The organism is Bacillus sp. CZDM1, from assembly GCF_055502545.1.
This window is the reverse complement of sequence record NZ_JBUESO010000008.1, coordinates 249,445-263,660: the sequence shown is the minus strand read 5'-3', so window position 1 is coordinate 263,660 and position 14,216 is coordinate 249,445. Positions and strand designations below refer to the sequence as shown.

General features: G+C 34.7%; 14 protein-coding genes. 5 read left to right on the top strand and 9 right to left on the bottom strand.

All coding sequences use genetic code 11. The features are described 5' to 3' along the window. Nucleotides 1-2: 2 nt before the first annotated feature. Together ACY3XC_RS19420 and ACY3XC_RS19415 are read left to right on the top strand one after the other, a co-directional pair. Nucleotides 3-1,088, top strand: coding sequence for a GerAB/ArcD/ProY family transporter (locus ACY3XC_RS19420; RefSeq protein WP_464869986.1), 1,086 nt, complete (start codon nt 3-5; stop codon nt 1,086-1,088). Between the two features lie 13 nt (nt 1,089-1,101). After that, nucleotides 1,102-2,232 (top strand): Ger(x)C family spore germination protein, encoded by a 1,131-nt coding sequence (locus tag ACY3XC_RS19415; protein ID WP_464869985.1) that lies wholly within the window; start codon nt 1,102-1,104, stop codon nt 2,230-2,232. A gap of 904 nt (nt 2,233-3,136) precedes the next feature. On the opposite strand, the gene ACY3XC_RS19410 is transcribed toward ACY3XC_RS19415, so the two are convergent. Further along, nucleotides 3,137-3,742, bottom strand: coding sequence for a GNAT family N-acetyltransferase (locus ACY3XC_RS19410; protein ID WP_133372130.1), 606 nt, complete (start codon nt 3,740-3,742; stop codon nt 3,137-3,139). Between the two features lie 417 nt (nt 3,743-4,159). On the opposite strand from ACY3XC_RS19410, the gene ACY3XC_RS19405 reads away from it, so the two are divergent. Beyond that, nucleotides 4,160-5,398 carry an IS110 family RNA-guided transposase gene (locus ACY3XC_RS19405; RefSeq protein ID WP_464869984.1) on the top strand — a complete coding sequence of 413 codons (1,239 nt, stop codon included), beginning with the start codon at nt 4,160-4,162 and terminating at the stop codon, nt 5,396-5,398. A 390-nt stretch (nt 5,399-5,788) separates the two neighbouring features. Further along, entirely contained in the window at nt 5,789-6,664 is an 876-nt protein-coding gene (locus tag ACY3XC_RS19400) for a DMT family transporter (protein WP_464869983.1), read from the top strand. Nucleotides 6,665-6,827: 163 nt separating this feature from the next. On the opposite strand, the gene ACY3XC_RS19395 is transcribed toward ACY3XC_RS19400, so the two are convergent. From ACY3XC_RS19395 to ACY3XC_RS19370, 6 genes are all read right to left on the bottom strand, one after another. Next, the gene (locus ACY3XC_RS19395; protein WP_464869982.1) at nt 6,828-7,220 is read right to left on the bottom strand and encodes a hypothetical protein; all 393 of its coding nucleotides are present in this window, start codon (nt 7,218-7,220) and stop codon (nt 6,828-6,830) included. A 194-nt stretch (nt 7,221-7,414) separates the two neighbouring features. Beyond that, nucleotides 7,415-7,690 (bottom strand): hypothetical protein, encoded by a 276-nt coding sequence (locus ACY3XC_RS19390; protein ID WP_464869981.1) that lies wholly within the window; start codon nt 7,688-7,690, stop codon nt 7,415-7,417. 220 nt (nt 7,691-7,910) lie between these two features. Further along, the gene (locus ACY3XC_RS19385) at nt 7,911-8,417 is read right to left on the bottom strand and encodes a DUF1648 domain-containing protein (RefSeq protein ID WP_464869980.1); all 507 of its coding nucleotides are present in this window, start codon (nt 8,415-8,417) and stop codon (nt 7,911-7,913) included. Nucleotides 8,418-8,737: 320 nt separating this feature from the next. Continuing rightward, nucleotides 8,738-9,043 (bottom strand): hypothetical protein, encoded by a 306-nt coding sequence (locus ACY3XC_RS19380; protein WP_464869979.1) that lies wholly within the window; start codon nt 9,041-9,043, stop codon nt 8,738-8,740. Between the two features lie 128 nt (nt 9,044-9,171). Next, entirely contained in the window at nt 9,172-9,366 is a 195-nt protein-coding gene (locus ACY3XC_RS19375) for a hypothetical protein (RefSeq protein WP_464869978.1), read from the bottom strand. Nucleotides 9,367-9,842: 476 nt separating this feature from the next. Then, on the bottom strand, nt 9,843-11,117 hold the full coding sequence (locus ACY3XC_RS19370; protein ID WP_464869977.1) for an IS110 family RNA-guided transposase: 1,275 nt from the start codon (nt 11,115-11,117) through the stop codon (nt 9,843-9,845). 432 nt (nt 11,118-11,549) lie between these two features. Here ACY3XC_RS19370 and ACY3XC_RS19365 point away from each other — a divergent pair, with 432 nt between their 5' ends. Further along, a complete protein-coding gene (locus tag ACY3XC_RS19365; protein WP_464869976.1) occupies nt 11,550-11,894 on the top strand; it encodes a hypothetical protein in 345 nt (114 codons plus the stop codon). Between the two features lie 592 nt (nt 11,895-12,486). Here ACY3XC_RS19365 and ACY3XC_RS19360 read toward each other — a convergent pair. Next, nucleotides 12,487-12,960: a hypothetical protein gene (locus ACY3XC_RS19360; protein WP_464869975.1), complete on the bottom strand. Its 474-nt coding sequence runs from the start codon at nt 12,958-12,960 to the stop codon at nt 12,487-12,489. A gap of 251 nt (nt 12,961-13,211) precedes the next feature. Beyond that, the gene (locus ACY3XC_RS19355; RefSeq protein ID WP_464869974.1) at nt 13,212-13,811 is read right to left on the bottom strand and encodes a hypothetical protein; all 600 of its coding nucleotides are present in this window, start codon (nt 13,809-13,811) and stop codon (nt 13,212-13,214) included. Between the last annotated feature and the right edge of the window lie 405 nt (nt 13,812-14,216).

Here is a 14,216-nt window from a genome sequence, read left to right as displayed (position 1 = left end):
TAATGAAATCAAATATTAGTTTTGTAAACGCCTATATTGCTTTCTTTATCATACACACTTCGCAAATTGGGATGGGCATCCTTGGTGTTTCTAGAATTATTTATCTTGAAGCTAGGCAAGATGCATGGATGTCCATTTTACTATCTGGTCTATACATTAGTCTTATCACTTGGATTATGATTAGCTTACTAAATAAATATGAAAACTGTAATCTTTATGAAATACACGAAATTTTGTTTGGTCGCTTTCTAGGTAGTATCATCAATACCTTTATTGTCATTTACTTCATTGCAGCCAATTACTCTATCATCATTGGTTATATAGAATTGTCCCTAACATGGGGATATGAAGGATTTTATGAATGGGGAGCCACTTTAGTACTATTATTACTAACCATTTATGCAGTATCAGGTGGATTCAGAGTAATTGCAGGGATATGCTTCTTATCCTTTATAATGACTATATGGCTGGTATTTGTGATGTATCAACCACTAGACTCCATAAAGTTTGCTAGAATTTTACCTATCCTGTCTGCTTCCCCTTCAGAATTGATGAAAGGAGTATTTAAAAGTAGTTATACCATGTTGGGTTTTGAGACTTTATATTTTATTTTTCCCTTTCTAAAGGAGAAAAATAAAATACTTTTTTTCAGTCAATTAGCAGTTTGGTTTACCACCCTCCTTATTTTATTTTCAACTGTTATTTCTATATTATTTTTCAGCCCAAAAGAATTAGAAAGGCATATCTGGCCTATTGTCAGTATGATAAGTTCTGTCCATTTTCCATTTATTGAGCGTTTTGAATTTATAGCCGTTTCATTATGGATAATAGTCATTTTTCCGAATTTATGTATATACCTATTTATTTCTTCAAAAGGAGTTAAACAAATATTTCACTTAAAACAAAAACACGGAATATGGGTAATTTCTATCATCATTTTTATTACCAGTCTTTTTATCACAAAAAGAGTCGACAATAACCTTTTTTTTGATCAAGTTGGTCAGGTTGGCTTTTACCTATGGTTTATCTATCCGATATTCTTATATTTCATTTCAATCATTAAATCTAAAATCTTTTCACGTTCTTAACGGAGTTGAAAAAATGAAAAAATGGTTTATTCTATTGTGTTCCCTTCTCTGCACTGCATGTATGCCCCCTGATAAAATATTAGAAAGGCAAGGGATTTCAACAATTATTGGTTATGACTTACTTGATGAGGATACATACAAAGGCACAATTAGCTTGTTACAATTCGACCCTAAAGAAGAAAAGACAAGTGTAACCATTTCTGCCGTCGGAACGACAAGCAAACAAATAAGACAAAGGTTAGAACAACGGACAAGCCACGACATTACTTCTGGACAACTAAGGACAATATTATTTGATAAAGATATGACTGAAATGTTAGGAATTGCTTCTTTTTTAGATACCATGCAACGTGACACCAGCATTGGGTCTTTAATATTTTTGTCAATTACAAACAATGCTGAGGATACGATTAATAATAATAACTATGAAGAATTCCCTGACATGGGATCATATATTTACCAATTATTAGATAAACACGAAAGGAAGGAAATGTTAATAGACTCCAACTTGCACGATTTTTTCTCCTCACTATATGATATTGGTATCGATCCTACCTTACCTATTATAGCGAATAAGAAGGGTGTAGCCCCCTATATCAATAGTGTTGCATTATTTAAGGATGATAAAATGGTGGGTTCTATCTCTTTGAAAAAAACCTTGTTCATAAAATTATTCACTAAAAGAGATGCTTTTTTGGGAGATATAACATTTAACATTCCTGTTGAGGTTTTAGAAAAAAAGGGAGTAACACTAGTCGAAAAGACAAAAGGAGATAAATTTAATATTACCATTCGCCCAATAAAGTACCGTGGAAAAATTGAATTTTCTAAAGAAGAGGCGGTAAACCTAAACGCCACTATTTCAGTTTCAACTATAGAATTACAGCCTGGTGTGACTTTAAAAAATAAGGAATCCATAAAAAAATTGGAGCAAATACTTGAGGAAGAACTAAACAAAGAATTAGGGGATATTCTTGAGGTGTTTAGGAAATTAGAAATTGATCCAATTGGCATTGGAAGAAAAATAAAAAGTATTCGAAAATATTCCAATACTAATGAAGAAGATTTGAGAGAAAAGTATTCCAGATTAAAGTTCAAACCAAATATAACGTTAGAAATAAAACGAACTGGGGCAGTTGATTAGTAAAGATAATAGATAAAGTCTTATTCTTCCATGTATCAATATGTAAAACCATAATTAACTACAATCCTTGTTCAACAATTGGGCCAGATTGTTGAACAAAGATCAAACAACACTTTCAACTAGTCGAGTAGAAAGGAACCTCTCTACCTTACGGTAGATTGTGTTCCTCCCCCTCACAGAACCGTGCTTGCGCTATTAACGCACACGGCTCCTCCTAGTTACCATTCACAAAACCTTGCTAATCTCTTAGGATCAGATTTTGCTAATTCTGCTATCCTTACTAGTTTTGTCTCCATTTATTATTCCTACCTCTGTGTGTAGTAAATGGGTCCCTAGCAAGGGTGATAACTGGTAGCTAGCCTTTCCTCCATCGGCATTACCCAACTTCATTGGTACTACGCTGCTATCCGACTCCCTACACCGGCATTTGGTTTCCTTACTTTTTATCGCTTGTACACCATACTCTTCTAACAAGAAAAGACTGGTAGGGTCTCCCGAGTTGCCGAATCATATCAATGTGTAACGTGCCAAGGTCTCTGACTCCAGAGAGGTTTTATCCATCTTGCCTTAAACGAAGGAAAAAAAATGTAGCTTTCTGCTGCAGGTAAAGCATCAGCCCTCTCGATTTACTAACATTATGGAGCTCAATCCCTTCAACCATTTGGCTTTCGGCCCGCCACCTAACTGTCTACGCTTAAAGACTAAAGTTACCTTTAGCCCTCCAAGACTCGCTACGAGCGAATGGCTAGTTCTTACTCGACGGGAATCCCACCCGTTATATGATACGACCTAGGCTCGGCCGCACACCTGCCCCGTTAGTTGCACTAAAAAGAGACCGCCATTGACGATCTCATAGTGTGACTAAAGCTATTCATTAGTTGAACAAATAAAGCTGTATGTAGTTTTACAATTCTATTTTATGTATAGATGTATGAGTTCTAACAACATTGTGTTTATCATAATCTTCTTGGAGGATTCCATAAACAGCACAGTCCTTGTATTGATTCTTCGAATTACGAATCATATGCCTTATCGTTCCTTCTTGTAGCATACCAACTTTACTCATAATTTTTCCAGAAGCTCCATTATCTAGGTTATGAGCTGCGGATATCTTATGAATATTCATATGTCTAAAACCAAATTCTACGACGGCTCTTAACGCTTCAGTCCCATATCCCTGATTCCACCATTTGTATCCAATTGAATAACCTACCTCGCAATTTTCAGTTGTATTATCAAAATTAAAGAAGTCAATTGCTCCAATTAGTTCACTGTTAGCTTTAAGTTCTATACCCCAGTAACAAAATTCTTTACTGCCATAGTCACTTACAATCTTAGTCACCCTCTCAATTGTTTCCGAAACTGTCTTATGTGCACCTTTAATTAGGTTATCTGTAACACTTTCGTCTGAAAGCCAATGGTCAAAGACACTTTGGGCATCTGAAAATTCCAATTTTCTAAGGATTAAACGGTCAGTTTCTATTTTGGGTGTTCCTGCAAAGTTAATCATCCTGTCATCCTCTCAAAAAACCTTATATTATAAAACCATTTTCTAAATCCTTTTCTATATTTCATAATATCCTTCTTCCACTAAACTGCCCCGTTAGTGGAACAAGAAAAAAGCCGCCGAAGCAGCTGGTGGTCTTAAACTATCGCACCCGTTCGTAATATAAGGTTCGTAATATAAGGTTAGCCAGATTTTTCTGGTTGACCTTTTTTTATATAGTTTTATTATATCGGTAGTCGGGGGAGGACGTAGCACCCGTGGGACTTTGATCCCGTCAAGTAAACTGTCCACCCCCTACTTGTATAATCATGTTTCAGGCTGGTTGGGACTTTGATCCCGTTTAACAAGCGAACCTATGACATTACAAGGAGCATTAGGGGTTACCGACTAATTTCTATTTCTTGGAGGAGGAGAAAATTAATGAATCCAGTGATTGGTCTGGATGTATCAAAAGGAGAAAGTCAAGTTCAAGCGTTTTTAGATAAAGGTAAACCATATCGTAAGAGTTTTAGTATTACTCACGATCTTAAAGGATTAGGATGTTTATTAGAGTTCCTTCAAGATGTTGAAAAGGCTGCTGGTGGTCATCAACCTTCGGTTGTTTTAGAATCAACTGGTCATTATCATATTCCCGTTATTCAGTTTCTAGAGGAACAAAATTATGTTTATATTATCGTCAATCCTCTTATCTCTCATAGAGCCAAGAGCTCCAGCCTTCGAAAGGTAAAAACTGATGCAATTGATGCTTATCACCTTTGTGAACTGTTTTATAAAGAGGAACTAGAGCCTTACAAGAAGCGTGGTGTCCAACTATTAAACCTTCGTAATCTGACAAGACAACAAGAGAGTATTGCGGAAATATCAGCTAAAACAAAGATACAGCTTCATTCTTTAATTGATCAGGTTTTTCCTGAGTATCGAGGTGTATTTGGAAGCCTATATTCGAAAGTATCATTGCTTACTTTACTAGAGTTCCCTACTTCTAAGGCTGTATTAAGTGTGAGTGAAAAAAAGTTAACGGATAAAATAGCTTCATTATGTATGAGTCGTTCGGAGTCATGGGCAAAGGAAAAGGCACAGAAGTTAAGAGAAGCAGCCCTTCGTGATCCTTTTCAAAACAATCTCTACGATAGTCATATTTTTAACCTTGAAATCTTGGTTAAGATTGTTCTTCAATACCAAGAGCATCTATCCAATATTGCGGATGAAATAGATGCCCTCGCTAGCGAAATTGAAGAATATGAAATCCTTCAATCTATCCCTGGAGTCGGTGAAAAAATCGCTGCAACAATTATTTCTGAAATCGGAGAGATAGATCGGTTTAATGGTGCCAAGAAGTTAGTTGCATTCGCTGGAATAGATCCTAGTGTGTACTCTTCAGGAAAGTTTACTGCATCGGTAAACCGTATAACCAAACGTGGCTCGTGTAGGCTTCGCCACGCCTTGTATATGGCTGTTCAAAGTGGTATTCGGGATTCCCGTAAAAAGAAAACGACTGATGAGATCATTCCACGCAATAGAAGACTACGAGAGTTTTACGATAAGAAACGAGAAGAAGGAAAACCCTTTAGAGTAGCGATTATTGCATGTGTAAACAAACTCTTACATTGGATTTACGCCTTACTAAAAAGCAGAACTTCTTTCCAAGATATAGCATAGGACCTATATCTAACTAAATACAACAAAACCTTCCAATAAGAGAATTCAGGAAGGTTATTTGGCATGAACATTTTTAGTATATCATGAGATTATTAAACTTTTTATTGAAAAATGTTGACAAACTATTAGCTGGTTTACTTTAAGTACACTTTTTCACAATCTCTCTCAGTATCGTAAATTCTTAAAAATCTTTAAAACACTGGCTTATTATTGTTTGCTATAATAAAACATAGAAAATTGTAATCTAAGAGGTGAATCAAAATGTATTGGACTCCATTATTTGAAAACGATGTACCAGTAGCACACTTCTGCTCTTAGTGGAGTGAAGGTGACTACATCTCTCCGTTAGGGGCATTGTCGACCTAATCAAAAAAACGGAGGGTACAAAAAATGAGAAATACCTTAATAGGTTCTTTATATTTAATACTAGCTTCAAGTATTTGGGGCGGAATGTACGTTGTTGTTAAAGTTGTAGTATCGGTTATACCTCCACTGGAACTTGTGTGGATGCGATATGTAGTAGCTATTGTTGCACTTCTCATTATCGGCTTTATAACAAGACAAAAATGGCGAATCGAAAAACGTTATTTCTTAGTTATCATAGCCATTGGAATCATTGGTAATGCCATTTCAATCGTTGCTCAGGAAACTGGTACTATGCTATCCACAGCACAAATGGGAGCCATTATAACTTCTTCAACACCAGCTTTTATGGTTATTTTTGCTCGCTTAATCCTTAAAGAACGGATGACGTTAAGAAAGGGAATCTCCGTTTGTTTAGCGACAATTGGAGTATTTCTCATTGTTGGAATTGGCGATGTGAGTATGTCCGGTACACTTGGAGGTATTGCACTTCTTATTGCAGCTTTAACATGGGCACTCATGTCTGTACTTGTAAAGCTTTTGCCTAGTGATTACTCACAAATTGTAGTAACCACTTATTCTATCTTGGTAGCGTTAATTGTGCTAACTCCTTTTGTTTTGCCCAGGTTACACGAAATTAATATCTCCCAACTGACTCACCCGACCATTTGGGGTGGACTCTTGTATTTGGGTATTGTTTCAACAGCAGGTGGATTTCTACTTTGGAATCGTGGATTACAAATACTTAACGCCTCAAGTGGAGGAATATTTTTCTTTTTTCAACCCGTGGTTGGAACATTACTTGGATGGCTTATACTGGGAGAGAACATAGGTTTAACGTTTTGGATTGGCTCCATCCTAATTCTCACAGGTGTTTTATTCGTTATCAACGAGAAAAAATAGTATTTAGAACCCCTTCAATTGTATTTGAAGGGGTTTTGCTTGTTTATCAGCATTAATCATAAATTTGGCTTATAGAACTAAACTGCCCAGTTAGTACAACAAGAAAAATGGGAATCACCGTAGCGTCCCCTTCTTTAACTATTAATAAAGTAAACAAAGGCTATTATTTACTTGTTAATATTAACTTTCGTGATTTGGCATCATATATTTTATAGCTAATTTCAAACATATGGTCTTTTGTTACTGTCACCTCGCAATAATAAGGGATTGACTTTCCATAAGCATCAAGTTCAGGTATATCATTGAAAGTAAACATCTCACCTGTATCGAGCATTTTAAAGTCCGCTACTGAAGAACGACCTGATGAATCTATTTCGATAACGCATTTCCCACTTACTACATCATATTCCTTTAGAACAACATATTTGAGGCTAGGGAGAGTAATAGCTAAAAACAAAACACCCAATAAAAAGACAACAAGGCTTTTACCTATATTTATTAATCGAAAGTCTTTAGTACCATACATAACAACTAAGGCAAATACTGCTCCTATCACAAATAAGGCTCCAAGTAAGAGTATAAAATAATAAACGAACATTTTATGCACTTCCCATTACTATAAAATGGAAGATAATATTACCACTTCATTCATTAAACTGCCCCGTTAGCCAACCATGAATCAGAGATTCACCACCGAATATGCAAAAAAATTTCGTTCTTACATGGTAGTTCAACAATCAAGTAGTCAATCTACGAAAAATAAACCCATAAAGCGAAAGCACCGATTACAACTGGAACAAGTGATAACAGTATAAGAATTATTTTTGCAATAATGTAGGATTTACTTGCTATTTTGTGAAAAAGAATCATATCCTGTTCTGCCCAAGAAGCATAGGTATCATTTCTTATCCATTTCCACTTCTTAACTTCCTTCCAATGTTCCTCTTCCGTATAGTTTAACAAGACCAATATGAAAAAAATTATTCCTGGAATTAAAAACAACAATCCAACAACTAAAGCATCCATTTTTCTCAATTCCTTCTTATAATTTCACTTTTCTATACGTTTTCCCATTCTATAATGTTTCAACCCTTCTCAAGTAACCTGACCGTTACTTCAATAAGAAATAGGAGCTGCCGGTCGCAACTCCTTGTTCCACACAAGCACCCTATAGTTTAAGTACATTGTTTCACAATGTTAGAGTAAATGTTTTCCAATCCGCTTATGAAGGAAACTGCTTCCTCTACTACTTAATCTTTTTTTGCTTAATTATTACAAATACAATTGGAACACACGTACCCAAAATCGTTATCGGTAAAAACCATTTACCAAACCCATTTTCCCAGCCTAAAGAAATGGAAACTGATTCAAATAAGATTAAAGCAAAGATGATTAGACAAATATTTTTTATTTGATTTACCAGTTTGCGACTTAGTAAATAAAACTTTTCTGCGTTGGATTCATTAAACCGTTTAGGATAATTGTGTACTTCAGGGAATTTTTCTATAAATTGCATTAAAACCATAACAAATGCACCGACAATAGGTATGATGAAAAGTTCCCATTTTGATCCCCAACGATCTACTTCACCCGAGGCATTATAATGTGCAGGAACTTCTTCTGGAAGCATACTCCAAATCATAATCAAAAAGATTATCGAGCCTAAGTAAAATGTGTATCCAATGATATCCCAAGCCCATTCACTTTTTGTTTTTGAAATTTTAATTTTGGGTCGCTCCCAAGAATTTGACATTTCATTCCCCCACCTTCCTATTAAAGCTACGACAGTATGGCTACCCCAATTGCACTCTCCAATGTATTCACACCTAAACGCACCTCATAAAATGCTTCTCAATTATAATCTCTTTCCCTACTGTGTTAATTACGTTTGGTAAATAAAATAGGTTTCACTTAATTTCTTGTTTCACTATCCTGCATCGTTTGTTCAATAAGTAAGTTCCACAAAAAAAGCGTTAATGTTAGCTAACCTGCCTCGTTTGTAGAATAAGTACAACAAAGGTACGACAATCTTCCTGGATCATCGCACCCGTTAATTGAGTAAGACTTAATACCTTACCTCTCCATTTGGTCTGCTAACATTAAAGTAAATACAGTCAAAATATGAAGAACAGCTAATACTGCAAAATGGTATCCCTCAATTCCATTCAAAAATTGATATACAACTGGAAATAATACTGTTTCCATACCAAATAACATAATTACAAACCCGATTCGTCCCGCTAATTTCTTTTCGTTTTTTGGCAGAAACACTTCATTATTACCCGCAATGAATGAAGTTTTACCTTTTCGTTTTATAGAAAAACCGACATATACAATTACTGAACCTAAAGCCATTAACATTAAGGAAATCACCAGCATATTCTACCTCCTAAAAGAAATAGATGTATCTGTATCTTTCACTAACCTTCTTCGATAGCGTAATAAGAGCTTAAACAAAAAAGCACTAATCCTACCGTGGATCAATGCTTCTCATTAATTATTTTTCATTAAATCCGTTGCTCCTTTTTTAACTGTTGAACACTTATCATAAGACCCGTGAGTCCGGCAAAAAGAGATGGAAAAATACTGTATATTAAATAATTCCATTGACCAGTTAGCAAAGAAGTTATTAGAAAAATAACTGGTAACCCGCCTAATACAAATAAAGATACAAATAGTCCAAGCTTAGGATTGTTTTTCATTTAACATCACCTCAGTTTCATATTTATATCCATATTATACCATATACAATAAAAATTTAATTCAACTCCCTCAGTTTGATACGAATATCTCTTGAATGCTCACTTATTCGCAGGATTTCATAACCTCTATAAATAGAATGACGGGTAAATGGAATAAATTCAGATCATTTGGCTTCGTGAAGGCATAGTTAAATAAAGGAGTTAGCTACTACTCCATATTTTACCATATAATGTACATCTCCACGCCGCCCCTGGAGGCTTTCCCTCCCATGTCTCAACGGGTCAATTGCCCTATCATTCCTTCGTCATGCCTATCCAAGGGGTGGAGGCCAGTTATGCTAACCTGATGGGTCACAGTGCCCTTTTGTTGAATAAACCTGGTACTCCGTACATATTTGAAATCCTACGAATAAGACAACATTCAAAATTAAAGTCAATTTTTTAATTGGTATATCTTATAAACTAATGTTTTATTTCTAAGCAGCTAAAGGGATTAATTCTTGAATTTTATTAGGACAGTAAGACTCGTTTCGTCGTGCTATTCCTACAAAAATCCTTGCTAGTTTACCGATCAGTTTCATTATTGATTTCATTTTCTTTATCTTCTTGACCTTCACATTATGGGAATGTAGGGCTTTAAATTCAGGGTTATTCATCACAAGGCTCATAGTTGCTAAGTAGAGGAAGCGTCGTAGTCTTGACCTTCCACGCTTTGAAATCACAATCTGACCTTTCCATTTGCCTGAACTTGCTTCAGCTAGATGTAATCCCGCATGTCGTAATAGAGAGTTTCCGTGAGAGAATCCACTTAGATCTCCTGACTCACCTAGTATCCCAGCTAATGAAATTTCACTTATCCCTTTAATCGTAAGTAGTTTTTTTGCAAATGGTATTTTATAGAGAACTTCTTTAACTTGTTGTTCAACTCTTTCGAGTTGTTTTACAGCGAGGTCATATTCTTCTATTAATTGTTCTAGATGGAATTTATAAGCATCAAGTGCTTGTCCCGTTCCTATAGAAGTTTTTGCTAGATTGATCAGTAATTGAGCTTTTTTAGGTCCTGGTTGTCTTTTCATTAATGACTTCCACCCCCTCTGGACATCTAGTGAATCCATTGAAGATATTTCATCTGGAGTTGGAAACAAACGAAGGGTTGCGATTGCTCCTTTGCACGAAACATCGTTAAACACTTGTCGCAACTCTGGAAAGACAACATCTACCCATCGATTTATTTGATTTATAGACATTACGAGACGTTTAACAATTACATCACGGTTAGACATTAGAACTCTAAGTTTCTCAAATGATTCTGAAGATGGACGAATAAAGGAATAGTAGCCGTTTTTGACCATATCCGCGATAACCAGTGCATCTTTTTTATCACTCTTAGATTGGGTATTATCACGATTCTCTTTATTCGTTTTTACTAAGTGGGGATTGACTGTAACTACCTCAATGTCTTTTGTATATAACCATTTTGATAGGTTAATCCAGTAATGACCTGTAGGCTCCATACCTACTATTGCTGTATCTAAGTTTTTTAGTCTTTTTAAATTTTGGATCCAGTTTAATAGATTAACGAATCCCTCTTCATTATTTTCAAATATAAGAGGATCTCCAACTACAATTCCTCGGAAGTTAACTGCTCTTGCAACGTGTAGTTGTTGAGCAATATCAACACCAACAATAAGGTGTGTATCGGAAATTCTTTCTATTAGTTGATTTTGTTTGTCTTGCATTTTAAAATTCATATTAGGGCTTCCTCCTTAAGAATCTGAGTTAGATTGGACTCTATACTCGTATCTTACTGAGGGGCTCAATTTTTTTCAAACCTGATATTTAACGATCTACAGGAATGCTAACCTGCTCCGATAGCTTAAGTAAAAACTTTCACATTCTCACCTCTATATTTCAACAGTATGAAGTGGTAAACTGTCTGTCATTCATTGATATACTTTTTGTCATTCAGTGGTAAAAACTATGTCAAGGATGGTACATTTCAATGGCTGTAATCATGGGAATTTATTTGGCTCCTCTAAGGAAAAGGTTGTGACTTATTAATAGGGAAAAAAGACTGTAATTTGTAACATGTCGATTAAAAATAATTAGTTCGAGAGGATATAATTTTTAATAAAGATTAATTCAATCCGTCAAGGTCCAAAAAGTTGAAGGTGGGTTATAGGATGACAACTCTATCTCAAAGAAAGTTGATACGATCACTACGAAAAGAAGGGCGTTATGCAAAAACAATTGCTACTATAATGAATTTATCCATAGAAGAGGTGCGTGATGCACTCCAATTTCTAAAAATCCCAAAAAAAAGGGCGATAAAAGGGCAACTCCAAAATAAACAAGTGCTTAAAATTTGTGTTGAATATGATATTTTGCTGGAAAATGGTTATGAGAAAAAATATATTCATGAGGAATTAGCTAAATGGTATAAAGTAAAACCTATAACAATTCAAAATATTGTACTTGGTTTAGCTTATAAGAAGGTAAAAAGAAGAGGATTAGAGCAAAAAAAGTAGAGGAATAAATACTTGATATTATGCGCTGAAAAGGCACTACTAGGTGAATGGTGCTTATAGTCTCGTGCTATGTTCAAATTTTATCCTACTTTTGTGCTGGTATCATCTCTTGAACCTTTATACTTGGTAAAGTAGCAGTAAAGAAGAAAATGCCTCCAAAAGGTTAGAAAACTAATGTAAGAACTTTTTTTATTAAGTTCTTTTTTATCAAAAAGATGATTATTTAACAAGTATGATACTGCTTGCCCAAAAATAATCGCCATTCAAACATTCACCTGTTTTTTATTTTTCTCCGAGAGACTGATGATGTTTTGGTATGTAAAGAATGAGGCTACCCACTCAGACCCGTCATCAAACTTAACCATTACATCTGAAGTATTATCTTCTTCATTTCTATTCTCTTCTGCTCACTGTTCAGTTTCAATCCAAATAGAAAAAGGTTTTCCTTCCCAATAAGCCTCTTTACTAATTTCACCATATAATCACTAGTAATAATGCTAAAAAGCAGTGCGATTTCGGGTAAGAACTCCACCACTTTTATACTTGTTTTTATATATGCTTTTTCCTATACGGGTACTCCAAAAGAGAACGCTTATTCTAATGGTTCATATCTTTTCTTCGTTTTATTCCAAAGAAATACTCCCTCAGCAACAATAGCAACATCCGCAAAAACAGGCAGATACTTAGATTTACCTCTTCTCCTAATCATTTCATTCATTATGTCGCTGACATCCTTAATACTAGCTACAGTATAACCATTTTTTCTCTCTTCTTTAGGAGCCGGTTTTTCTGAAAAACGATAAATATTCCCTTCAATATCTTTGTAGATGAAATAAGTTTCCTTTATCTCATTGTTATTGATTGGGGCGTATAATTCTTTATCCTCTCTCCACCAAAATGCTCCTTCATTTACAATAACAATATCAAATTGAGGAATTAACTTTCCATTATTCTTTGCCCGTATAGATGGTCCCTCTGCCTCAAGATAATTTAAAATTAAATTATAGTTTGCCAGTTCTGTTTCATCATTTCCACCTATTAATCTAATATCCTCCGTGACAAACATAAACAATTTTCTTCATGTTTATTGAAAACCCATGCTACATGCTTTGTGTAGGATTTTATCAATAATGTAAGCGCCCACACGCTTTATCGACTTAAAAAGTAAAAATATTAGGAATATTAAAACTCCCTCTTGTTTTTATAATCAACTATGAAATTTAAAACAAATGTTCTTAAATAATCCACCTTCGCATAAAAATATATTGATGATGATTTTCATTGTTTCACGTCCACGAAAAGAGCCGGTAGTTGCTACTACTGGCTCACTTTTTTATTTATTTTTCTTTCAGCTGCTTTTGCTAGCTCTCCATCTTCCATAGCAAATTCATCTTTATATTCCTCAAATTTGCGACTTAAATACTGATTTTTAGCTTTGGTAGGTCCTATTCCCAGTTCCTCACGCATCCCGTCTATAACGCCCTTCTGAGCTTGCTCCCAAGTGATAGCAGCCCAATCATTATGATTTAGTCCTTTAATAAATGCTTCCTGTCTATCGTCTTCCCTCATTTCGGATAAATAACGCACTATTTCTTTGTTTTTTAAGAATCGTTTGAATTGAATTAATGAATATTCCTCAAATAAGTTTTCTTCTAGTTCTTCTGATACTTTAAATTCTTTCTCAAATTCTTTTAAATCTTCTTCCGTAATATTGCCGTTTTCGAGATGCTTCTTTGCTTTTTCCATTGCAAGTGCTTTTAAATGTTTTTCATCCATAATCATACTGTAAGAACCTAAGCAAATTGTTACATTGTTTCTGCTCATATTTTGATATGTAGTCCCGCTATCTTTACTTGGCTTATGTTTCTTTACATTATTTTTGTAATTAACACTGCTGTAAATTTGGTAGTATAACACGAGGTTCCCCGACCTTTTCACGTCTTTTAATGAAAAAAATCCCATCTTAATTACTCCCTTCTCATTTAAAGCCCTTGATATTGTAATCGTATTTTCAAAAAGAGCAATAAAATTATTGGGATGTTTAAATAACAGCCAACAATTGTTATTTACCAAATAAATTTGATAAACCTTTTCTTATTCTAAGGAATTGTTAACAGCTGGGATGGAATTATTTTAATAAATGACTTGCGTTGGGAGGCCGATCAACTTGTTGCACCTGAAAATACAAAAGGAATTTCAAAATTAAATTCATTAATCACCAAATGATAATAAATAGAAAAAATATAAGAAATATTACAATTTGATGGTATATTTCATTAAAAAAACTACGATAGGAAAAATTAATTACAAATTTTCCGATTT